21 protein-coding genes are annotated in these 22,375 nt (G+C 37.8%); 20 read left to right on the top strand and 1 reads right to left on the bottom strand.

Annotation, left to right across the window (positions count from 1 at the left end):
* Positions 1–32: 32 nt before the first annotated feature.
* Positions 33–1,118 (top strand): aspartate-semialdehyde dehydrogenase, encoded by a 1,086-nt coding sequence (asd, locus tag BLR54_RS03105; protein WP_090416814.1) that lies wholly within the window; start codon positions 33–35, stop codon positions 1,116–1,118.
* Positions 1,119–1,443: 325 nt separating this feature from the next.
* Here the strand turns inward: asd and BLR54_RS03100 are convergent, their stop codons facing one another.
* Positions 1,444–2,673, bottom strand: coding sequence for an argininosuccinate synthase (locus tag BLR54_RS03100; RefSeq protein WP_090416812.1), 1,230 nt, complete (start codon positions 2,671–2,673; stop codon positions 1,444–1,446).
* Positions 2,674–2,941: 268 nt separating this feature from the next.
* On the opposite strand from BLR54_RS03100, the gene argC reads away from it, so the two are divergent.
* From argC to BLR54_RS03005, 19 genes are all read left to right on the top strand, one after another.
* Positions 2,942–3,994: an N-acetyl-gamma-glutamyl-phosphate reductase gene (gene argC / locus BLR54_RS03095; protein ID WP_090416810.1), complete on the top strand. Its 1,053-nt coding sequence runs from the start codon at positions 2,942–2,944 to the stop codon at positions 3,992–3,994.
* A 20-nt stretch (positions 3,995–4,014) separates the two neighbouring features.
* The gene (locus tag BLR54_RS03090) at positions 4,015–4,515 is read left to right on the top strand and encodes a GNAT family N-acetyltransferase (protein WP_242871189.1); all 501 of its coding nucleotides are present in this window, start codon (positions 4,015–4,017) and stop codon (positions 4,513–4,515) included.
* Positions 4,516–4,631: 116 nt separating this feature from the next.
* Complete coding sequence (gene argJ / locus BLR54_RS03085; RefSeq protein ID WP_090416808.1) at positions 4,632–5,855, top strand: bifunctional ornithine acetyltransferase/N-acetylglutamate synthase; 1,224 nt, start codon at positions 4,632–4,634, stop codon at positions 5,853–5,855.
* Between the two features lie 154 nt (positions 5,856–6,009).
* On the top strand, positions 6,010–6,906 hold the full coding sequence (argB, locus tag BLR54_RS03080; protein ID WP_330388126.1) for an acetylglutamate kinase: 897 nt from the start codon (positions 6,010–6,012) through the stop codon (positions 6,904–6,906).
* Positions 6,899–8,104, top strand: a complete 1,206-nt coding sequence (locus BLR54_RS03075) for an aspartate aminotransferase family protein (RefSeq protein ID WP_090416805.1) — start codon at positions 6,899–6,901, stop codon at positions 8,102–8,104. Before argB ends, BLR54_RS03075 begins: the two co-directional genes overlap by 8 nt.
* Positions 8,105–8,240: 136 nt before the next feature.
* Complete coding sequence (locus BLR54_RS03070) at positions 8,241–8,834, top strand: helix-hairpin-helix domain-containing protein (RefSeq protein ID WP_176761839.1); 594 nt, start codon at positions 8,241–8,243, stop codon at positions 8,832–8,834.
* 19 nt (positions 8,835–8,853) lie between these two features.
* Complete coding sequence (locus BLR54_RS03065; RefSeq protein ID WP_090416802.1) at positions 8,854–9,552, top strand: response regulator transcription factor; 699 nt, start codon at positions 8,854–8,856, stop codon at positions 9,550–9,552.
* A 41-nt stretch (positions 9,553–9,593) separates the two neighbouring features.
* On the top strand, positions 9,594–11,030 hold the full coding sequence (locus tag BLR54_RS03060) for a sensor histidine kinase (protein ID WP_090416800.1): 1,437 nt from the start codon (positions 9,594–9,596) through the stop codon (positions 11,028–11,030).
* Positions 11,030–12,031 (top strand): GerMN domain-containing protein, encoded by a 1,002-nt coding sequence (locus tag BLR54_RS03055; protein WP_090416798.1) that lies wholly within the window; start codon positions 11,030–11,032, stop codon positions 12,029–12,031. Before BLR54_RS03060 ends, BLR54_RS03055 begins: the two co-directional genes overlap by 1 nt.
* 14 nt (positions 12,032–12,045) lie before the next feature.
* The gene (locus BLR54_RS03050; protein ID WP_090416796.1) at positions 12,046–14,487 is read left to right on the top strand and encodes a ComEC/Rec2 family competence protein; all 2,442 of its coding nucleotides are present in this window, start codon (positions 12,046–12,048) and stop codon (positions 14,485–14,487) included.
* A gap of 163 nt (positions 14,488–14,650) precedes the next feature.
* Complete coding sequence (locus BLR54_RS03045; RefSeq protein WP_143008393.1) at positions 14,651–14,890, top strand: hypothetical protein; 240 nt, start codon at positions 14,651–14,653, stop codon at positions 14,888–14,890.
* A 37-nt stretch (positions 14,891–14,927) separates the two neighbouring features.
* On the top strand, positions 14,928–15,719 hold the full coding sequence (locus BLR54_RS03040; RefSeq protein ID WP_090416790.1) for a hypothetical protein: 792 nt from the start codon (positions 14,928–14,930) through the stop codon (positions 15,717–15,719).
* 175 nt (positions 15,720–15,894) lie between these two features.
* Positions 15,895–16,536: a peptidoglycan recognition protein family protein gene (locus BLR54_RS03035; RefSeq protein ID WP_090416787.1), complete on the top strand. Its 642-nt coding sequence runs from the start codon at positions 15,895–15,897 to the stop codon at positions 16,534–16,536.
* Positions 16,537–16,729: 193 nt separating this feature from the next.
* A complete protein-coding gene (locus BLR54_RS03030) occupies positions 16,730–17,701 on the top strand; it encodes a lysozyme inhibitor LprI family protein (protein ID WP_176761838.1) in 972 nt (323 codons plus the stop codon).
* A gap of 15 nt (positions 17,702–17,716) precedes the next feature.
* Positions 17,717–18,175, top strand: a complete 459-nt coding sequence (locus BLR54_RS03025; protein WP_090416783.1) for an NUDIX hydrolase — start codon at positions 17,717–17,719, stop codon at positions 18,173–18,175.
* A 5-nt stretch (positions 18,176–18,180) separates the two neighbouring features.
* Positions 18,181–18,471 (top strand): hypothetical protein, encoded by a 291-nt coding sequence (locus BLR54_RS03020; RefSeq protein WP_090416781.1) that lies wholly within the window; start codon positions 18,181–18,183, stop codon positions 18,469–18,471.
* 172 nt (positions 18,472–18,643) lie between these two features.
* The gene (locus tag BLR54_RS03015) at positions 18,644–19,282 is read left to right on the top strand and encodes a hypothetical protein (protein ID WP_090416779.1); all 639 of its coding nucleotides are present in this window, start codon (positions 18,644–18,646) and stop codon (positions 19,280–19,282) included.
* A gap of 396 nt (positions 19,283–19,678) precedes the next feature.
* Positions 19,679–21,445 (top strand): threonine--tRNA ligase, encoded by a 1,767-nt coding sequence (thrS, locus tag BLR54_RS03010; RefSeq protein WP_090416777.1) that lies wholly within the window; start codon positions 19,679–19,681, stop codon positions 21,443–21,445.
* A gap of 24 nt (positions 21,446–21,469) precedes the next feature.
* Positions 21,470–22,363, top strand: coding sequence for a radical SAM protein (locus BLR54_RS03005; RefSeq protein WP_176761837.1), 894 nt, complete (start codon positions 21,470–21,472; stop codon positions 22,361–22,363).
* Positions 22,364–22,375 lie beyond the last annotated feature (12 nt).

Raw genomic sequence — 22,375 nt, 5'->3', positions numbered from 1 at the left:
GACAGAAAAACAAAATAAGGAGATTGTTTGAAATGAGCGAGAAGTTAAAAGTTGGTATTCTTGGTGGAACAGGTATGGTTGGTCAGAGATTTATATCTCTTCTTGAGAATCATCCTTGGTTCGAAGTTACTACAATCGCTGCTAGCCCAAGAAGTGCTGGTCAGAGATATGAGGATGCTGTAGGCGGAAGATGGAAGATGGACACTCCAATGCCTGCTGCTGTTAAGGATATCATCGTAAAGAATGTTAATGAGGTTGAGGAAGTTGCTAAGGAAGTAGATTTCGTTTTCTCAGCTGTTGATATGTCTAAGGATGAGATTAAGGCCATTGAGGAAGCTTATGCAAAGACAGAAACTCCAGTAGTTTCAAACAACTCTGCACATAGATGGACTCCAGATGTTCCAATGGTAGTACCTGAAATCAATCCACAGCACATGGATGTTATCGAATTCCAGAAGAAGAGACTTGGTACAACAAGAGGATTCGTTGCTGTTAAGCCTAACTGTTCAATTCAGTCATATGCTCCAGTTCTTACTGCTTGGAAGGAATTTGAGCCATATGAGGTAGTTGTTACAACATATCAGGCTATTTCTGGCGCAGGAAAGACATTTAAGGATTGGCCAGAGATGGAGCACAACATCATTCCATTTATCTCAGGCGAGGAAGAAAAGTCAGAGAAAGAGCCACTTAGAATCTGGGGCGAAATCAAAGACGGCGTTATCGTTCCAGCTGACGATGTAAAGATTACAAGCCAGTGCATCCGTGTACCTGTACTCAACGGACACACAGCAGCTGTATTTGTAAAGTTCAAGAAGCAGCCTACAAAGCAGCAGCTCATCGATGCAATCAACAACTTCTCAGGCGTACCACAGGAGCTTAAGCTTCCTAGCGCACCAAAGCAGTTTATCCGCTACATGGAAGAGGACAACCGTCCACAGGTAGCTCTCGATGTTGACTACGAGAACGGAATGGGAATTAACGTAGGTCGTCTTCGTGAGGACAGCATCTACGACTGGAAGTTCGTAGGACTTTCACACAACACAGTACGTGGTGCCGCAGGTGGTGCCGTACTTTGCGCAGAGCTTCTCAAGGCTCAGGGCTACATCACAGCAAAATAAATATCAAACCATCGGCCCCTGGATTTACTTCCAGGGGTCTTTTTTATACCCTATAACATGCCATACAGGGCCTCCCTAGCCTAATCCATGCCCGGCTCCGCCCGCCCTCCCTGGCCCGACCCCGCCCCTGTCTCTAGCATGATTGACAATGAATTTTGCATTTTCTATTCCACTAGGTTCATTTCAAAATCAGACACTTAATCCTGTATATAGTTTGAAAGAGAATAATTTATATATATAGTGTGTCTGTGTGATACATACAGTAGCGATAAAAGTGCAACGAATTGAAAAGACCCTCGAGAATGTACGAGGGTCGATGGTTTGATTAGTTGTTGTTCTGATTTTTGTTTTCCTGAAGCTTCATAGCACGAACCTTAAGTGGGAGGCCCCAAAGGGTGATGAAGCCTTCTGCGTCGTGGTGATCGTAGAGGTCGCCAGTTGTGAAGCTTGCAAGTGACTCTGAGTAAAGTGAGTATGGAGAAGTTGTGCCGGCCTTGATGATGTTGCCTTTGTAGAGTTTGAACTTAACTTCGCCAGTAACGTATTCCTGAGTGGATTTAACAAAAGCTTGGATTGCATCGCAAAGTGGTGTGAACCATTTGCCTTCGTAGCAAACCTGTGCAAGCTTGTTACCCATTTCCTTTTTCATTTCCATTGTCGCGCGGTCGAGACAAAGCTCTTCAAGCTGAGCATGTGCCTCCATAAGGATTGTTCCACCTGGTGTTTCGTATACGCCACGAGATTTCATACCAACAACACGGTTCTCAACGATATCTACAATTCCGATTCCATTTCTTCCACCAATCTCGTTAAGCTCCTTGATGATGTCTGATACCTTCATTTTCTTTCCGTTTACAGAAGTAGGTACACCTTTTTCGAATGTCATTGTTACATACTCAGGCTTTTCAGGTGCCTTCTCTGGTGGAGTAGTAAGCATGAGAAGGTGTTCGTAATTTGGTTCCTGAGATGGATCTTCAAGCTCAAGACCTTCGTGGCTGATATGCCAAAGGTTTCTGTCACGGCTGTATGACTGGTCTGTTGAGAATGGAAGATTAATACCGTGAGCCTTGCAGTAGTCAATTTCATCCTGACGAGACTGAAGCTTCCATTTGTCATTACGCCATGGAGCAATTACCTTGATGTCTGGAGCAAGAGCTTTGATACCAAGCTCAAAACGAATCTGATCGTTTCCTTTTCCTGTGGCGCCATGGCAGATAGCAACAGCACCTTCTTTTCTAGCAATTTCAACAAGCTTCTTTGCGATTCCTGGACGAGCCATTGCTGTACCAAGTAGATATTTGTTTTCATATATTGCACCAGCCTGAACACATGGAACAATATAATTATCACAGAAGTCATCTACAATATCTTCAATGTATAATTTAGAGGCTCCGGATGCTTTAGCTCTTTCTGAAAGTCCGTCTAATTCTTCTCCCTGTCCACAGTCGATGCAACAGCAAACAACTTCGTATCCATAGTTTTCCTTTAACCAAGGGATGATTGCTGTGGTGTCTAATCCACCTGAATAAGCAAGTACAACTTTTTCCTTTGCCATAGTGAGTTCTCCTTTATAAATGTATTTGTAATTTTAATCCTTCCGAATTGAAGTCTGAAAATACTGTACTACAATAAAGTGATTAATTCAAGTGGTAATTTATGCATAATCTAGGTATAAATATCAACTTTGTGCAAATTTCTATTGAAATATATATTAATCGGGTGTATATTTATGCAAAAATAATTCATAAAATTTCGCTGTAACACTTTACTTTGTGAAAGTGAAGTACTAAAATGAATTAAAAATCAATGAAAAGGAGCTTGCTATGATAAAAGTTGGAATTATAGGTGCAACTGGTTATGCAGGAGCAGAGATTGTTAGATTGCTTTATAGCCATCCAGAAGCAGAAATTATATGGTATGGATCAAGATCTTATGTGGATGAGCGTTTTGCTTCTATATATAAAAACATGTTTAAACTAGTCGAAGATAAATGCTTAGATGACAATATTGTTGAATTATCAAAGCAAGTCGATGTGATTTTTACAGCAACTCCTCAGGGATATTTGGCTGGAGTTTTGACAGAAGAGATTCTTAATAACTGCAAGGTTATAGATTTATCAGCAGATTTTAGAATTAAAGATGTTGCAACCTATGAAAAGTGGTATGGAATTGAGCATAAGTCCCCACAGTTTATAGAAGAAGCTGTATATGGCCTCTGTGAAATTAATAGAGATAAAGAAAAGAAGGCAAGACTTATTGCTAATCCTGGATGCTATACAACATGTTCTATTCTTACAGCATATCCTCTTGTTAAGGCAGGCTTAATTGATACAGATACATTAATTATTGATGCTAAGTCTGGTACATCAGGGGCTGGTAGAGGGGCAAAGCTTCCTAATCTGTATTGTGAGGTAAATGAAAGCATTAAGGCTTATGGTGTTACAAGCCATAGACATACACCGGAAATTGAAGAACAGCTTGGCTACGCTTGTGGAAAGGAAATAATGTTAAATTTCACTCCACATCTAGTTCCAATGAATAGAGGCATTCTTGTTACAGAATACGCAAATCTGGTAAAGACGGATGGAAAGCTTCCTACAAAAGAAGAGGTAATGAAAGCGTATCACGATATGTATGATTCGGAATTCTTTGTAAGAGTTTTGAATTATGGTGAATGTCCAGAAACAAAATGGGTTGAGGGCAGCAATTTTGTGGATGTAAGCTGCATGATTGATGAAAGAACTGGACGAATTGTAATGATGGGAGCCTTAGATAATCTTGTTAAGGGAGCGGCAGGACAGGCCGTACAGAATATGAATATTATCTTTGGTCTTGATGAAAAAATGGGACTTGATTTTGCACCAATGTTCCCATAAGGCAACAGAACGGAGTAGTTATGATTACAAAAGAAAGCATTAATTTTACAGTTGATTTAGGTGTTCGTTTGGATTATCAAATCAGAACCATGCACCAGGATGATTATGATGAAGTGTATAAGCTTTGGACTACAATTCATGGCTTTGCAATGCGTTCCATTGATGATTCAAAGGCAGGGGTTTCTGCTTTTCTAAATCGAAATCCTGATTTGTCTGTGGTTGCTGTGGTAGATGGAAAAATCGTCGGTACGATTTTAGTCGGAACAGATGGTAGACATGGAAGCTTTTATCATGTTTGCGTCCAGGAGGAATATCGTAAACACGGAATAGGAAAAGCTATGGTCACTGAAGCAATGTTTAGACTGAAGGATCAAGGAATAAATAAAATTCAATTAGTTGCTTTCGCAGGTAATGAGGTTGGAAATCAGTTCTGGCACGCGGAAGGCTGGCGTGAACGTGTCGACTACAACACGTACGACTTCGTATTAAACGACGAAAACATTATAAGGTTCAATAGTTAATTTGTGTTTTATGTGAGGTGGTAGGTATAAATAATGGTTGATTTTGAGAGTATAGTGAAAACGATGAAAAATCAATTATTATTTATATCTACCACCGGACATGGAGGTATAAGAGTATGAAGGTTATAGATGGAGGCATTACAGCCCCTAAAGGTTTTAAGGCAGCTAGCACAGCTGCAGGAATAAAATATCAGGGGCGCACTGATATGGCTATGGTTTATTCAGAAGTGCCAGCAGTAAGTGCAGGAACTTTTACGACTAATGTAGTGAAGGCAGCTTGTGTTCAGTGGGATATGAATATTGTTAAGAAGTCAGAGAAGATGCAGGCTGTTGTTGTTAACTCTGGTATAGCAAATGCTTGTACAGGTAAGGAAGGTTTTGATGCTTGCGAAGCTACTGCCAAGGCTGTTGAGGAAAAGCTTTCAATTCCTTATGACACAGTGGCAGTTGCATCAACAGGTGTTATAGGAATGCAGTTGCCAGTAGAAAAGCTAGTGGCTGGTGTAAATGTCATGGCTGATAATTTGGATGAAGGCCTTGTAGCAGGAACTGATGCGTCAAAGGCTATTATGACCACAGATACAGTCAATAAAGAGATTGCTGTTGAATTTGAGGTTGGAGGAATAAAGGCAGTTCTCGGTGGCATGAGCAAAGGCTCAGGAATGATTCATCCTAATATGTGCACAATGCTTGCCTTCCTTGGTACAGATGTTGCTATTACCAAAGAAATGCTTCAGAAGGCAGTAAGCGAAATAGTTTCTGATACCTTCAATATGATTACAGTAGATGGTGATACTTCTACAAATGATACTTTACTTTGTATGGCAAATGGTTTGGCAGAGAATAAATTGATTTCTTCCGAAGGAGATGACTACGAAGCCTTTAAAGAAGCTCTTGGTTTTGTTTGTGAATATCTTGCAAAGAAAATGGCCGCAGATGGAGAGGGCGCAAGTAAACTTTTTGAAGCTACTATCGTAAATGCGAAGTCCAAGGAAGATGCTAAAACATTGGCAAAGGCAATTGTTGGATCAAATCTTTCAAAGGCTGCAATCTTTGGATGTGATGCAAACTTTGGTCGCTTCCTTTGCGCAATGGGATATTCTGGAGCCCAGTTTGATCAAAATGATGTGGAACTTTTCTTTAAAGGCAGAAATGGAGAGCTTAAGGTTTTTGACAAGGGCACACCTCTTGATTTTGATGAAGATAAGGCCTTAGAAATCATGAAAGAAGATACTGTTACAGTATTTGTAAATATGAACGAAGGCAACGCTAGTGCCACAGCCTGGGGCTGCGACCTTACGTATGACTACGTCAAAATTAATGCAGATTATCGATCATGACAAATGCCTGGAGAAAAACCAGGTAAGCGCGAGCAAGAGGGTCCCATGCAAGCCAGGAGGGAGCCCCGAAGGGGAAAGTTGCCTGGCGAAGTATGGGAGATGGCTTGCGGGAGCATGAAATAGTATAGAGCAGGCATTTAGTAAGGAGGATATTATGGATAGTAGTATGCAACCAATTTTGGATAAGGCGGCAGTTTTAATTGAGGCTTTGCCATATATTCAAAGATTTAATCGTAAAATCATCGTTGTAAAGTATGGTGGAAGCGCCATGGTTGATGAAGAATTGAAAAAGCAGGTTATTCAGGATTGTACTTTGTTGAAGCTTGTAGGCTTTAAGCCTATCATTGTTCATGGTGGAGGAAAAGAAATTAGCCGTTGGGTTGAAAAAACTGGTATGGAACCAGAGTTTATCAACGGTCTTAGAAAGACAGATCTTCCTACAATGGAAATTGCTGAGATGGTTCTTAATAAGGTTAATAAATCCTTGGTGCAGAACGTTCAGGCTTTGGGTGTAAATGCTGTTGGCGTTTCAGGTAAAGATGGTGGTCTTTTAAAGGTTGAGAAAAAACTTTCCAATGGTCAGGACATTGGTTATGTTGGCGAAATTACAGAGGTAAATCCAAAGATTATCATGGATCTTCTGGATAACGATTTTCTTCCAATTGTATGTCCTATCGGTATGGATGATAATTTCGAAACCTATAATATTAATGCCGATGATGCCGCCTGTGCGATAGCAAAGGCAGTGGATGCTGAAAAGCTTGCATTCCTTACAGATATTGAGGGTGTATATAAGGATAAGGACGATCCAAATACACTTATTTCTGAATTAACTGTTGAGGAGGCAAAGGCATTGATTGGAGAAGGTTATATTGGCGGAGGAATGCTTCCAAAACTTAACAATTGCATCGAAGCTATTGAGCAGGGTGTAAATAGAGTACATATTTTGGATGGTCGAATTGCTCACTGTCTTCTCCTTGAATTCTTTACTAACAAAGGTATTGGCACAGCTATTATAGGAGATAAGGATACGAGGTATTACAATGAATAAGAAAGAATATATTGAAAAGGCAGAGGAAAACCTTCTACATGTTTATAATCGCTTCAATGTAATTTTTGATTATGGCAAGGGCGTTCATTTATATGATGAACTTGATGAAGAGTATTTGGATTTTGCATCTGGGATTGGAGTAATGGCTTTTGGTTATGGTAATGAGGATTATGAAGATGCCTTGATTACACAGCTTAAAAGAATTACTCATACCTCAAATCTGTATTATCATATTCCTATGATAGAAGCTTCTGAAAAGCTGGTAAAGGCATCCGGCATGGATAAAGTTTTCTTTACTAACTCTGGCGCAGAAGCAATTGAAGGAGCCCTTAAAACTGCAAAGAAATTCGCATATACGAAGAAGGGGCCAGGTGATTATGAAATCATTGCTATGGAAAACAGTTTTCACGGACGTACAGTTGGATCACTTTCTGTAACTGGCACGGATCATTATCGTGAGCCTTTCTATCCATTAATGTCTGGAGTAAAGTTTGCAACCTTTAATGATTTTGGCAGTGTTCTTGCAAACCTCACTGATAAAACTTGCGCTATTATTTTAGAGACTGTTCAGGGAGAGGGCGGTCTTTATCCTGCCGATGAGGATTTTTTAAAGAAGGTTAGACAGCTATGCGACGACGAAGGAATACTGCTCATCTTGGACGAGGTTCAGTGTGGTATGGGACGTACTGGAAGCATGTACGCTTTCCAACAATATGATATAAAGCCTGATATACTTACTACAGCAAAAGCTTTGGGAAATGGTGTTCCAATTGGCGCCTTCTGCGTTACTGATAAGGTGGCAGAGGCATCCCTTGTCCATGGAGATCATGGTACAACCTACGGCGGTAATCCTCTTTGTACAACAGCTGTATCGCAGGTCTTTGATATGTTTGAGGAGTATAAACTTTTAGAGCATGTAAAGGCAATTACTCCTTATTTAGAGCAGACTCTTGATAGATTTGTGGAGAAATACGACTTCGTAACTGAAAGAAGAGGTCGCGGTTTGATGCAGGGCTTGGTGCTTACAATTCCCGTGAAGGATGTGGTAAATAAAGCTCTAATGGAACAACATTTGGTGGTGCTTTCTGCAGGAAAAGATGTACTGCGTCTTCTCCCACCACTAATAATAACTGAACAAGACATTGACGAATTTAAAAATAAGTTAGAAAATGTATTTGATGGTTTCGCTGGTAAGTAGGATTATGGATTTTTTTTACAAGTGTTTCTGAAATAATACCGTAAAACTCTTGTAATATCTAAAATTATTGGCTACAATATACGAGATGATACTGCAATCTTCTAAGCTAGACATTTTGTTTAGAATAGGAGATACAATGAAAAGATATTTATTTCTCGTATTTTGCAGCCTGTTTTTGTTTACTGGTTGTGGAAATACATCTTATTTTCAATCTACAGAGCTGATTGATGAAACAGATAATTCTTCCCACGAGGAAGGCTCATCTGAGGATGAGAAGACAGATTTGTCAGAGGTTGTAAATACTAAAATATTTGTGCAGGTTTCAGGTTCTGTTATAAACCCAGGGGTTTATTCTTTATCTGTAGGCTCCAGAGTATTTCAGGCAATTGAGGCAGCCGGAGGCTTATTAGAAGAAGCTGACGATTCTGACATTAATCAAGCTACCGTTCTTGAGGATGGACAGAAGATTTATATTTATAGCAAGGATGAACGTGAAGCAATAGAAGCGGAAGAGCATGCAGATAGTCAAGCAGATGATGGCTTGATAAATATCAATTCAGCGTCAGCTTCTGAGCTTACAAATCTTCCAGGAATTGGTCAGACAAAGGCTAATCAGATTGTGTCTTATAGAGATGCGAATGGAGATTTTTCATCTATTGAAGAAATCAAAAATGTTTCTGGAATCGGGGATGGAATTTATAATCAGATTTATAAATTAATAAAAATTTAAATAACAACAGAGGATGATTATGGCAAAAAAAGTATTAGTTGTTGATGATGAAAAACTCATCGTCAAGGGAATCAGATTTTCGTTAGAGCAAGATGGAATGGAAGTGGATTGTGCCTATGATGGACAGGAAGCTCTGGACTTGGCCACCAATAATCAATATGACATGATTCTATTGGATGTTATGCTTCCAAAGCTTGGTGGATTTGAAGTCTGCCAGAGTATTCGTGAGTTCTCTAGTGTGCCAATCGTTATGCTTACAGCGAAGGGCGACGATATGGATAAAATCCTTGGCCTAGAGTATGGAGCAGATGACTACATTACAAAGCCATTTAACATTCTTGAGGTTAAGGCTAGAATCAAAGCAATTATGAGACGAGCTTCACTTGGAAATGGTTCATCTTCGGATCAGGGCTCTAGTGATGGCATAGTTAAATATGGCGATTTAGTATTAGATAAAAACAATCGTAGACTTACAATCCTTGGTATCGAGTACAATCTTACTTCAAAGGAATTTGAGCTTCTTGCGCTTCTTGTAAATAGCCCAAGAAAGGTATTTTCTCGAGAAGACTTGCTTAGAACAATTTGGGGTACAGATTATCCTGGAGATGAGAGAACAGTTGATGTTCACATTAGACGTCTTCGTGAAAAAATCGAGCCAAATCCTAAGGAACCTAAATATGTTCTTACAAAATGGGGCGTAGGCTACTATTTTCAGTAAGAGACATTTAGGGATAAACTAATTACTAAAGAGAGTTGTTAATGGAAAATAAAAATCGTTTTTCAGTACTACATAGCTTAGGATTTAAAAATGCAATCATAATAATATTAATAGGCATCATACCATTTTTGGTATGTGTGCCTATTTATTTAAGAGCGTATAAAGCTGTTTCTATTCGCACAGATGCTGCGAATCTTATGGCCCAGGCTGCTCAGTACAATAATCAAATTGTTACTAGCGGATACATTCTTGGGGAACATAATTCCTTATTAGACACAGAACTTAAAGCAATTGCCGACAGTTACAATGGTCGATTGTTGATAGTTAATTCTGGCCTTACTATTGTTAAGGATTCCTTCTCGGTTGACGTTGGAAAAACTGTAATTTGGGATAATATTATTCGTTCTATGCAGGGAGAGTCTCTCTATTATTACGATGATAATACCAAGTATCTCATTGTTTCGGTGCCACTTAGCAATTCAGACGGTAAGATTGTAGGGACATTAATTATCAATAAATCTATGGAATATATTAATCAGAACCTTGATATTTTTGCTTCTTACGGACTTATTGGGGCTGTAATTATAATTTCTTTAAGTGTAATTGTTGCTATTTTGGCTTCCTTGCATTTTTCTAAACCTATGAAGAAAATGTCAGATGGTTTGGATGCTATCATTCGAGAGTATTCAAACGAATTGCCTGACGTTAAGTCTTATAGAGAGTTAGAAGAGGTTTCTGAGAAGTTTAATGAGGTAATTAAAAAGCTACAGGCAATTGACCAGTCCCGCCAGGAGTTTGTATCTAATGTGTCCCATGAATTGAAGACACCACTTACATCTATGAAGGTTCTTGCTGATTCCTTAAATGGTTCAGAGGATGTTCCTATTGAGATGTATAGGGAATTCATGGTGGATATCGGAGATGAAATCGACAGAGAAACAAAGATTATAAATGATCTTTTAAGCTTGGTAAGAATGGATAAAAGCGGAGCTAAGCTTAATGTTTCCGCAGTCAATATTAACGAGTTAATTGAACACATACTTAAGCGTCTCAAGCCTATAGCAGAAAAGGCTGATATTGAGGTAGTTTTTGAATCTTTCAGACCTATAGTTGCTGAGGTAGATGAGGTTAAGTTTACCCTTGTTATTACTAATTTGGTAGAGAATGCTATCAAATATAACGAAGAGGGTGGATGGGTTCATATTTCTCTTAATTCAGATCATCAATTCTTCTATATCAAAGTAGAGGATAATGGCTTGGGTATTCCTGAAGAATCAGTTGATTATATCTTTGACAGATTCTACAGAGCAGATAAATCTCATTCTAGAGAGATTGGTGGAACAGGACTTGGTCTTGCCATTACTAAAAATGCTATTGCAATGCATAACGGTGAAATCAAAGTTCGCTCCAAGCTTGGAGAGGGTTCAACCTTTGATGTTAGAATTCCTCTTAACTATATTGAAAAGGAGGCCCATTAATGAAAAGGTTTTTGACTTTTTTAGTTATATGCACATTAATGCTTTCTCTTGTGGGCTGTTCTAACAATGAAGATAGTAGCGAGTTCAAGATTTACTACGTAAATACGGATAAGACAAGTATTACACCTGTGGGCTATGAGCTACAAGGGCAAAATACACATGATCAAATTGAGGAAGCCATAAGTAAGCTTCAAGAAACAACAGAAGATATCGACTACGTTACAACCATTCCAAGTGGTGTAGAGTTTAAGAGCTGGAAGTTAAATGATGGAGCTTTAGAATTGTTTTTTGTAGGAGATTATGATTCTCTTGATATCTATACCGAAATATTGGTTAGAGCAGCAATCGTGAAGACACTATCACAAATTGAAGGTGTGAAAAATATAACCTTTTATATTAACAACGTTCCTTTAACTGACTCTACTGGAGAGACTGTTGGAGCAATGACTGCAGATACTTTCATAGAAGACTTTGGGCAGGAAACAGATTCGCTATTACAAACAGATTTGACTCTTTATTTTGCAAGTGCAGATGGTATGTCACTAGTTCCTGAAAATCGTCACGTATACTATAGTCGTAACGTGTCTAGAGAAAAGGTTGTTATAGAACAGCTTATGAAGGGGCCTGATAATCAAAAGACAATAGCCTCTTTGCCAACAGGAACGAAACTTAATTCTATTTCGGTTTCTGATAATGGAGTATGTATAGTAAACTTTGATGCCACTTTAGAAACAGCCGTTTCTGGCGTTACCGAGCAGGTAACTCTATACACCATAGTTAATTCTCTGACAGAGCTTGATACTGTTAAACAGGTTCAGATTCTAGTTAACGGTGAGACACCTCATATGTCAAATATTGATGTTGATTTATCAACTGCTGTTTCAAGAAATGACAACATAATTAATAATAATTATGTTGAGGAAGATGAAACGTATGCTGAAGATGAAGAATACGTTCAAGAGGAAGAGGATGTGACCTCGGAAGAAATAACACAAGATTAGTAGTAGGAGGAATAATGCTAAAAGGACGTTTCCTTTATAGGATTTCCTTGCTGATATTGCTGCTAATTCTAATAAGCACATATGCCCCCTGGGATTTCCTGGGGGTATATGATAAAGCTCTTGCAGCTGAAAGCTCTTTGTCCACTGGAGAGCATATAAAGGCCGAAGGGTACGTATATCACAAGGAATTAAAAAACGATAAAATCGTTTATTATGTTAAAGATGCTTCTGTGAAAAACAGAAGAGGAATTCTTAAAAACACTTCTTTTATATTCAAAAGTAAATCCAAACTAATTCCAAATAATTGTAAAGTAAATATTGAGGGTGATGTAAAGCTGTTTTCCAATGGAAGAAATGACGGCTCATTTGACATGAAGAATTATTATAATTCGCTAGGTTTATATTTTGAAGTAGTTAATTCTAAGTCGCAGGTTGTGAATGTAACTCCTGTTGCAAGAATGGATTATTCCTACAGAATTAGACATGCTTTTTCAGTGGTATTTGAAGAGTATTTACCTGGTGAGGAGGCAGGCTTTTTATCTAGTGTTGTTATTGGAGAAAAAGGAGATCTTGATAATAATCTAAAGACTTTATTTCAAAATGTTGGTATTGCACACATACTTGCTGTTTCGGGCTTGCATGTATCGGTGGTATGTATGGCACTATATAATTTCTTAAGACGACGGGGGCTAGGTTTCTTTGTAAGCAGTATGTTTGCTGGAATAATTGCTGTTGGTTATGGAATCATTACAGGCGGCAGTGTTTCGGCAATTCGAGCCATTGGAATGTTTTTAATATATCTTGGAGCCCAAATTGTTGGAGAAAGCTATGATTTATTAACAGCATTATCAGTTATGGCGACGATATTGTTGATGGAAAATCCTTTATATGTGAAGAATGGCAGTTTTATTATGTCCTTTGGCGCGATTATTGGAATCGTCTATATTGTTCTTCCATTAAATGAACAATATAAAAACTATAGTAAGTTGTTTTTCAGGAAGGATAAATTGAAGGAGCTTCCTAGTGAAGGAAGAAAAGCCCTATGGTTTATCAAAGTTATAAAGAGGCTACCTGGAAAAGTGCTGCAGTATAGTTGCTCTGGCTTGATTTTTTCCTTTGGAATGACTGCGGCTATGTTACCTATTGTTACTCAGCTATATTATCAAACACCGTTATACTCTGTTGTGGTGAATGTTGTTGTTCTACCTTTTATGCCTGTGTTATTAGGTATTGGTTTACTAGGTGGCTTTTTAGGAATTATATATCTTCCTTTGGCAAAGCCAATTCTGATGATTGGACATTTTATTATTTACTGTTATGAATTGCTTTCGGACTACGTTCAAAGGCTTCCTGGTTCTACAATAATTGTTGGTCATCATTCTTTTGTGGCGGTTATATTGTATTATTTTGGATTGGTTGTGGTTATTTATGGGGGCCGGTACTTGGTTAGAGGGAGTAAGTCTCTTTCGATATGTAGAAGGAGACTAACAATATCCATATTGCTTATGGTTGCTGTTATTGCTATGTGGCTCTTTCCACGAAAAGGAAACTTTGAAATTGATATTTTAGATGTAGGACAAGGTGATGGAATTTATATAAACTCAGGTGATGGTGTGCATTTCTTTATTGATGGGGGAAGCACATCCTCAGAATCAGTTGGGCAGTATAGCATTCTTCCTTTTTTGAAATACAAAGGGGTAGGCTGTATAGACTATTGGTTTGTTTCCCATACAGATGAGGATCATATTTCTGGATTGATAGAGTTGCTCGAAGCTGGATATGAGATTAAAAATATCGTATTTACGGAGTATATACCAAAGGGTGAGAAAGAGTTGTTTGCAGGAGATATTTCTAGCGGTAATAGTGTGTTTTGGAAGATTGTTAGCTTAGCAAATAATAATAAAACAAAAATATTATACATGAATCCGGGAGATATTATTGGCTCTAAGCATCTGAGCTTTACTTGTTTATATCCTGGTAGAGATGCTGTAGGTGTTTTTGGAGATGATGTTAACGCTTTATCATTAGCGTTGCTAATGTCTTATGATGAGAACATTGATGGTGAAGTTGATTACACTGCCTTTTTGGGAGGTGACCTTGCTGCAGAGCAGGAGAGGATTGTAGCTGATCGATTATTGAAGGAATTTGAAAGTACCAGGTCAACTAATCTTTCCTATGATTTGACTGGATACGCTAATGATGGTTGTAACAGTCAATATCACGTGAATTTATTAAAGGTTAGTCATCATGGTAGTAGATATAGCTCGGATTCAGATTTTCTGGAGGTTTTATCTCCTGATGTGGCAGTTATCAGCTGTGCTGAACGTAATCGCTATGGTCATCCTGCAGATGAAGCTGTTGAACGTATAGAAGTTTCTGGTGCTCAGGTTTATTACACCATGAAATCTGGCAGGATTAGGGTGGATAAAAATGGGGTAAATAGATTTGTAAAATAGTTTTTCATATGTGGATTTACTATCTGCAGAGAAAATTATGTTACAGGAAGTAAAAGAGTCCACGGGATTACTGCTTGTAGAGATAAATTCTGTATAGGTAGTAGAAAAGTCCATGAGATTACTACCTACAAAGAAAACTTTGCTACAGGAAGTAAAAGAGTCTATGAGATTACTACCTGCAGAGAAAATCATGTTACAGGAAGTAAAAGAGTTTATGAGATTACTACCTGCAGAGAAAATCATGTTACAGGAAGTAAAAGAGTCTATGAGATTACTACCTGCAGAGAAAATTTTGCTACAGAAAGTAAAAGAGGTCTTGAAATTACTACCTGTGGAGAGAAACTCTGTACAGGTAGTAAAAAGGACAATGAGAGTACTACCTGTAGGCGGAAAGCATATTTAGGTAGTAAATTGCAGTACAAAGAAGAAGGAAAAGAAATATGAATAAAGAAATACTAAAAAATGAGGTAAAAGATCTTGAGCTAGAATTAGCTAAAGTTGAAGATAACCTAGTAAAATTAAAAGACCTGGAATCCTATAAATTAATATGTAAAAAAGGCAATGGCTATAATCAATACTGGTATAGAAATAATGAAGGTGAGCTAGTATATATACCTAAAAGGAATATTGATTTTGCGAAAAACATTGCTCAGAAGGATTATTTTATAAAGCTTAGGAATGAATTATTGAAGCAAAAAAGAGTAATTACAGGTTTCATAGATAAATATGATAATTCTTCTATTTATTATTTGTCTGAAACATGTTGTGAGGGAAAGAAAGTTTTGATTCATCCTATATATACTAATCAAACAGAGTATGTTGAAGAATGGAATGAGAACCATCCTGGATATCAAAATAATATGGAGTTCAGTAGTAGATATCCTACTGAGAGAGGGGGAGATGTAAGGTCTAAATCTGAAAAAATTCTTGCAGATTTATTTTACAAGTATGGTATTCCATACCAATATGAACCAGAGTTTAAAATGCACAATGGTTGGAATTGCTATCCTGATTTTGTTCTTCTTAATGTTAGAGAAAGAAAAACTTATTATTGGGAGCATTTTGGAATGACATCGTCTAAAGATTATGCGGATAAAAATCTTGATAGATTGGCTAAATATGAAAAATCGGGACTTGTATTAGGGGATAATTTAATCATTTCATTTGAAACTAATGGAGTTGATCTTGATGTAAAACTAGCTGATGAGAAGATTAGGAAATATCTCTTGTAATGCATAATAAAAAAATATAGGAATAGGCTATTGGTTTTTACTATTGATTATAGATATTTAAAATTAGTAATAATAATGAAAACACGTTTGATTTAGTGTATAACATACTATAACATAATTACGTTATTTTCTATCATTAATTTAGACTAGTAATAAATAAAAAGAGGCTTGGATAATGACTTCTAGATATTCAAAAAAACGAATTAATCGTCAACGAGAAAGACGTCGAAAAAGACAAAGAAAACTATTTTTATTATTTTTAGAAATTCTTCTTATTATTGGTTTAGCTTTTCTTGGATATATACATTTTTATCATAGAGATAGATTAGAGATAGCAGAGAATATTGAAACTCCTGAGTGGATTGATGTGCAATATATCGATGAGGGTAATCCATCTAGAACAGGTCTTAGGCTTGATGGCTTAAATAATATAGTTGTTCATTATGTAGGAAATCCAGACACTACTGCTCAGCAGAATAGAGATTACTACAATCATGAAGATTCCGATGTATGCTCACATTTTGTAATTGGAATGGATGGAGAAATTATTCAATGTGTTCCACTTATTGAGCGCTCATCTGCAAGTAATGATAGAAACCATGATACAATATCTATTGAGGTTTGCCATCCTGATGAATCGGGGAAGTTTACAGATGCTTCCTATGCTTCTTTAATCAAGCTTGTTGATTGGCTATTGGATGAGTTTTATATGGAACCTGACGATGTTATTAGACACTATGATGTCACAGGTAAAGAGTGTCCTATTTACTATGTAAGAAATCCTGAAGCCTGGGATCAGTTTAAAAATGATTTATAAATCTTTTATTTAATTATAATTAAGATGGTAAAAGCACCACTGTTGTATTAGAATACACTAAGTGGTGCTTTTGTGTACTAGAAAGGGATAATAAATGAGTAAGAGACATAGCAAAAGAAAACAGAGAAATATTAGCATAATATTAATAATAATAGCTTTAGTGTTACTTGCAGGCTGTGGCATTTATTTCTTAATGAATAAGAACAGTGTTGATGAAAATAATGGTAACAATAATAGTAGTACTGCAAGTATAGGAAGTAGCGGTGATAATAGCGCTGAAGCTAAAAAAGCGGATGACAATAAGGATGACAATAGTTCTGACATCACTTTTGAGGATTTATCAAAGTATTATTATACATTCTCAAGTGGAGCTGGTGGATGGTCTGATGATTTCTCAATAGAAAAAGATGGGTATTTCCATGGAAGCTATCATGATTCTGAGATGGGGGATACTTCAGATGAACATCCTAATGGTAGTGTATACTTCTGTCAGTATGAAGGACATTTTGAAAATATTCAAAAGATTGATGAGTATACCTTCTCAATGACTATGAAGGATATCAAAGTGACTAATGATCAGAATGAGTATGTTGAAGATGGAATGCTGTTTATCCCTTCAGAGCCTTATGCTTTAAACAATGCCAAAGAGGTGCAGATATACTTGCCTGGAAAGCCTGTTGATGGAATGGATGAAGAGCTTCAGATGTGGTTGTCTATAAACTATCAGGATCAGAAGGACACTGTAGAAAAATTTTCCCTTGTTAATGTTAATGAAAATCAGGGTATTACAACTTGTGAAAGAATGAGTGCAAAGGAAGAAGCTCAGAGTAGTTATGATTCTGCAAAGAATAGTTATGATTATTATGGGCAGCAGCTTCAGGAGGCAACTGCAACTCCAGAGATGGTAGAGATAACTGGTGCTCAGGTAAAAGAAGCTGATTATGCTCTTAATGATATTTGGAGATTGGTAAAGTACAATGTTGATGAGGACACCTATAACAAAGCACTTGCGGAACAGCGTCAGTGGCTGAAGGATAGAGATGCACAGGCTGAAAAAGACGCAGCTGAATTTGAAGGTGGTACATTTGAGCCTGTTATGTATAATGACACAGTTGCGTCCATGACATTGGAACGCTGCAAGGAATTGCTCAAATACTTTGAATAGTTGAAAGGTCACAATATGCGAATCACAACTCTTTGCTACTTAATCAAAGACAATCAATATCTTATGCTTCATCGTACCAAGAAGGAGCAGGATATTAACGCTGGCAAATATATAGGTGTTGGAGGTCATGTTGAGGAAGGTGAATCTCCAATAGATTGTATAAAGCGTGAGGTTCTAGAAGAAACTGGACTCACACTTAATAGTGTGAAAACCAGGGGCTATTTGACCTTTGTTTTAGGCGATGAGACTGAGCATACTATTCTATTTACTAGTGAAGATTTTAGTGGAGAATTGAATTCTGATTGTAACGAAGGTGAACTTACTTGGGTTAATATTGATAAGGTACCTAGTCTTAACCTTTGGGAAGGGGATTTGGTTTTCCTTAACCTTCTAAAGGAGCGCGAAGATTTCTTTTCTGTAAAGCTTGTATATGACAAGCAGGATAATCTTATTGATACAATTATTGAAGGATAAAGACAATGGACAAGTTAAAACTAGAAGAATTATATAGCAAGATGATGCAGCTTCATGAACGAGCAGAAATCGTTTTTTCCCAGGACGGTGTACCATCTATGATGAAAAACGAATTCAAAAACAAGGTTTCTCAATATAATGAGATGTACGAAAACTGCGAGACTATGAAGCTTATGACATCAAAGCAGGAAACCATTGATAATCTTTTAAATCAGCAGGCTGAGATTCTTAACGTGCGAATTAATTGGGAGTTGGGTTGGGTAAAAACTGTTTTGGAGCATATATCTAACAAATAAGAATAAACAGTTAAAATAAGTTTCACCTCATCTATAAACTTTAGAGGTCAAGATACCGAAACATAAAGAGTAGGAGAAATTGCACTTTCCAAGGATGGAAAATCTTTGGAAAGTGCTTTTTTATAATTCATAAAGAAAAATGGTGCCAAGTCAAAAGGATGAGGTGAAACTTATGAGTAAAATCAATAATTCACTGGAATATTATCAGAGTAATCAGAGTCTTCTTTCTATGCTAAATAAAGGCAAGACCGGAAATCCTCTTATTAATCAGTTGATATCTAAAAATGAAGCTGCATATCAAAAGAAGATGGAGTCCTTGGGACTTACAGGTGGCAAGTCAAATGCCAAGTATAAGAACGTTGATACTGCAGCCACTAATCTTGTTGATGCTATAGAAAAGCTTGGTAAGAAAGAATTGTATACTGCTGAAGAAGGTAAAGAATATGATAAGACAAACCTACTGAAGAGCGTGAACAATTTTGTGACAGCCTATAATAGCACAATTTCAAATTTATCTAGCTGCGGTGGCGCTCTTAATAATAGCTTCAAAACAGAGTTTGAAGAGGCTTTCAAGGAAAAGCGGGCCGAGTTTGAAAAGCTTGGAATTAGCATGACTATAGACAAAAAACTAGAGCTTAATCAAGAAAAGCTAGAGACAGCAGCTGTAATGGATATACAGAAGCTACTTGGCACTGATTCAAATTATATGAAGAACATTTCTTCCAGTGCAGATTCAATCAATACCATTATTGGTAAAGCCTTATCTTTAGGTTCTAGCAACTATACTTCAAAAGGTGTGACTTTGTTTTAGAACCATAAATAAGGGATAAAACACTAAAATTACAAAAACTGGTGTCTTGAGAAATCCTTTAATTTATGTTAGGATAAGACACGAAAAAGCGATGACAGAAACAGTAGTATTTGCGGAAGCTAAGAGAGAGGACGCCTAGGCTGGAAGCGTCTAGTGGAAGCTTATATGAACACCATTCTCGAGCTGAACGTAGAACCTTATTATTTTATTAATAAAAGGGAAGCGTCTCCGGGTAGTTCCGTTAAAGACAAAATGAGTGAAACACTAAGGTGGAACCGTGTGAAATGTTTATTCGCACCCTTAGGATTGGCGAATTGCCAGTTCTATGGGTGCTTTTTTGTTTTACACCCTTAGTACCAGTAGGTAAAATCACATTCATTTTAAAGGAGAAAAACAATGGTTAATTTCAAAGAAGATGAGTCTTTAAACATGCTCAATCACTCTTGTGCCCACATGATGGCACAGGCTGTAAAGCACCTTTATCCAAACGCTAAGTTTTGGGTAGGCCCAGTAGTAGAGGAAGGTTTCTACTATGATATGGATCTTGGCGATGTTATGCTCACAGATGAGGACATTGCTAAAATCGAAAAGGAAATGAAGAAGGTAGCTAAGTCTGGCTGCAAGATTTACAGAAGAGAAATCTCTAAAGCTGAAGCTCTTGAGATGTTCAAGGACGACCCATACAAGATTGATCTTATTAATAATATGGATGAGGATACACAGACAATTTCATGCTACGATCAGGGTGATTTCACTGATCTTTGCCGTGGACCTCACGTAGATAATGTTAAGCTTTGCCGTTACTTCAAGCTTATTAAGCACTCTGGTGCTTACTGGAAGGGCGATGCTGAGAACCAGGTTCTTAACCGTGTATACGGTGTTTGCTTCCCAACACAGGAGGCACTTGATGAGCACCTTGCACTTCTTGAGGAAGCTAAGGAGCGCGATCACAGAAAGATTGGTAAGGATATGCAGCTTTTCATGGCTGATGATCTTATCGGTCGTGGTCTTCCAATGTATCTTCCAAATGGTTATACAATCTGGACAGAGCTTGAGAACTACATCCGTAACAAGGAGCGTAAGCTTGGTTACCTCCACGTTATGACACCTTGCGTTGGTACAGTTCAGCTTTACCAGACATCGGGTCACTGGGATCACTACAAGGAGAACATGTTCCCAGCTATGGAAGTTGAGGGAGAGAACTTCGTTCTTCGTCCTATGAACTGCCCACACCACATGAGAATTTTTGCAAACCGTCCACACTCATATAAGGAGCTTCCTATCCGTATCGCTGAGATCGCTCATGATTTCCGTTTCGAGTCTTCAGGAACTCTTAAGGGTATTGAGAGAGGACGTCACTTCTGCCAGAACGATTCACATATCTTCTGTACAATGGAGCAGATTAAGGATGAGGTTAAGAGCGTATGCGACCTTATCTTCAGCACATACGAGGATTTTGGTATCACAGATTACAGATGTGTTCTTTCACTTCGTGATCCTGCAGATACAAAGAAATATCATCAGGATGATGAGATGTGGAACACAGCAGAGCAGGCTCTTCGTGAGACTCTTACAGAAATCGGTATTGAGTTCACAGAAGAAATCGGTGAGGCTGCCTTCTACGGTCCAAAGCTTGATGTAAATGTTAAGCCAGCTATTGGTAATGAAATCACACTTTCTACATGTCAGCTTGATTTCTGCCTTCCAGCTAAGTTTGATCTTACATACACAGATGCTGATTCTAACAAACAGACACCAGTAGTAATCCACAGAGCTATTCTTGGATCACTTGATAGATTTATGGCATACATTCTTGAGGAGACAAAGGGTAACCTTCCAACATGGCTTGCTCCTACACAGGTTAAGGTTCTTCCAGTTAAGAATGATGATGCTGATCTTAATGCATACTCACAGAAGCTTGTTGATGCACTTGCAGACGCAGATGTTCGTGTAGAGTTTGATACACGTTCAGAGAAGCTTGGTTACAAGATGCGTGAGGCTCAGATTCAGAAGGTTCCTTACCTTGCAGTTCTTGGTAAGAATGAAGAGGCTGAGGGAACTGTATCTTACAGACTTCACGGTGAGCAGGGCACTACAACAGTTAAGTTTGATGAGTTTGTAGAGCTTATTGTAAACGAGATTAAGACAAAGGGACGTAAATAGGCTTTCCCTTGAGGTATTTCAATAATGAACTTCTACAGTAAATGCAATCTTTGCCCTAGAAACTGCGGAGTCAACCGAGATAATTCACGTGGTGTATGTCAGGTTTCATCCACTGTTAAGGTGGCTAGGGCTGCTCTTCACTATTGGGAGGAGCCATGCATTTCTGGTGAAAATGGTAGTGGAGCGGTATTCTTCAGTGGATGTCCGCTCCACTGTGTATTTTGTCAGAATGAAGAAATTAGTCACGGTTTGGTAGGCAAAGAAATTACAATAGAACAGCTGTCTCAGGTATATCTTGATTTACAAGCTAAGGGAGCTAATAACATTAATCTTGTTACAGGTACACATTATATACCTGCGATAGTAGAATCTGTTACTAGGGCTAGAGCTCATGGGTTAAATATTCCAATTATTTATAATACTAGTGGTTATGAAAAGGTAGAAAGCTTGAAAATGCTTGATGGTATCGTAAATGCGTATTTGCCGGATTTTAAGTATTGGGATAGCTCATTGGCTAAAACTTACTCTAAAGCAGCTGATTATCCTGAAGTAGCAAAGGTCGCCATAGATGAAATGGTGCGTCAATGTCCACAGGTGATTTTTGATGATCGTGGCTTTATTCAATCAGGAGTTATAGTACGACAGCTATTATTACCTAGACATACTAGGGATTCAAAGGCTATAATAAAGTATCTGTTTGAAACCTATGGAAATAGCATTTATATGAGCATTATGAGTCAATATACTCCTATGCCACAAATTAAGGATACATATCCTGAATTAAATCGTCGTGTTACAAAACGTGAATACGAATCGGTAATTGATTATGCTATAGCCTTAGGCGTTGATCAGGCATTTATACAAGATAGAAAAGTTGCAAAGGAAAGTTTTATTCCATCCTTTGGAAACGAGATTTAAAAGTAAAGGTGA

Origin of the sequence: Pseudobutyrivibrio sp. YE44, from assembly GCF_900104335.1 — a bacterium.
Classification (GTDB): domain Bacteria; phylum Bacillota; class Clostridia; order Lachnospirales; family Lachnospiraceae; genus Pseudobutyrivibrio.
This window is presented reverse-complemented; position numbering and strand designations above follow the sequence as displayed.

What these genes read in the sequence shown, in the direction of transcription:
- BLR54_RS03020 (WP_090416781.1), top strand. Translation starts at nt 18,181, where the DNA reads ATGGACAAGTTAAAACTAGAAGAATTATATAGCAAGATGATGCAGCTT.
- argC (WP_090416810.1), top strand. Translation starts at nt 2,942, where the DNA reads ATGATAAAAGTTGGAATTATAGGTGCAACTGGTTATGCAGGAGCAGAG.
- BLR54_RS03050 (WP_090416796.1), top strand. Translation starts at nt 12,046, where the DNA reads ATGCTAAAAGGACGTTTCCTTTATAGGATTTCCTTGCTGATATTGCTG.
- BLR54_RS03075 (WP_090416805.1), top strand. Translation starts at nt 6,899, where the DNA reads ATGAATAAGAAAGAATATATTGAAAAGGCAGAGGAAAACCTTCTACAT.
- BLR54_RS03045 (WP_143008393.1), top strand. Translation starts at nt 14,651, where the DNA reads ATGAGATTACTACCTGCAGAGAAAATCATGTTACAGGAAGTAAAAGAG.
- BLR54_RS03060 (WP_090416800.1), top strand. Translation starts at nt 9,594, where the DNA reads ATGGAAAATAAAAATCGTTTTTCAGTACTACATAGCTTAGGATTTAAA.
- BLR54_RS03025 (WP_090416783.1), top strand. Translation starts at nt 17,717, where the DNA reads ATGCGAATCACAACTCTTTGCTACTTAATCAAAGACAATCAATATCTT.
- BLR54_RS03015 (WP_090416779.1), top strand. Translation starts at nt 18,644, where the DNA reads ATGAGTAAAATCAATAATTCACTGGAATATTATCAGAGTAATCAGAGT.
- BLR54_RS03030 (WP_176761838.1), top strand. Translation starts at nt 16,730, where the DNA reads ATGAATAAGAACAGTGTTGATGAAAATAATGGTAACAATAATAGTAGT.
- argJ (WP_090416808.1), top strand. Translation starts at nt 4,632, where the DNA reads ATGAAGGTTATAGATGGAGGCATTACAGCCCCTAAAGGTTTTAAGGCA.
- BLR54_RS03070 (WP_176761839.1), top strand. Translation starts at nt 8,241, where the DNA reads ATGAAAAGATATTTATTTCTCGTATTTTGCAGCCTGTTTTTGTTTACT.
- BLR54_RS03055 (WP_090416798.1), top strand. Translation starts at nt 11,030, where the DNA reads ATGAAAAGGTTTTTGACTTTTTTAGTTATATGCACATTAATGCTTTCT.
- BLR54_RS03090 (WP_242871189.1), top strand. Translation starts at nt 4,015, where the DNA reads ATGATTACAAAAGAAAGCATTAATTTTACAGTTGATTTAGGTGTTCGT.
- BLR54_RS03035 (WP_090416787.1), top strand. Translation starts at nt 15,895, where the DNA reads ATGACTTCTAGATATTCAAAAAAACGAATTAATCGTCAACGAGAAAGA.
- BLR54_RS03100 (WP_090416812.1), bottom strand. Translation starts at nt 2,673, where the DNA reads ATGGCAAAGGAAAAAGTTGTACTTGCTTATTCAGGTGGATTAGACACC.
- BLR54_RS03040 (WP_090416790.1), top strand. Translation starts at nt 14,928, where the DNA reads ATGAATAAAGAAATACTAAAAAATGAGGTAAAAGATCTTGAGCTAGAA.
- argB (WP_330388126.1), top strand. Translation starts at nt 6,010, where the DNA reads ATGGATAGTAGTATGCAACCAATTTTGGATAAGGCGGCAGTTTTAATT.
- BLR54_RS03005 (WP_176761837.1), top strand. Translation starts at nt 21,470, where the DNA reads ATGAACTTCTACAGTAAATGCAATCTTTGCCCTAGAAACTGCGGAGTC.
- BLR54_RS03065 (WP_090416802.1), top strand. Translation starts at nt 8,854, where the DNA reads ATGGCAAAAAAAGTATTAGTTGTTGATGATGAAAAACTCATCGTCAAG.
- asd (WP_090416814.1), top strand. Translation starts at nt 33, where the DNA reads ATGAGCGAGAAGTTAAAAGTTGGTATTCTTGGTGGAACAGGTATGGTT.
- thrS (WP_090416777.1), top strand. Translation starts at nt 19,679, where the DNA reads ATGGTTAATTTCAAAGAAGATGAGTCTTTAAACATGCTCAATCACTCT.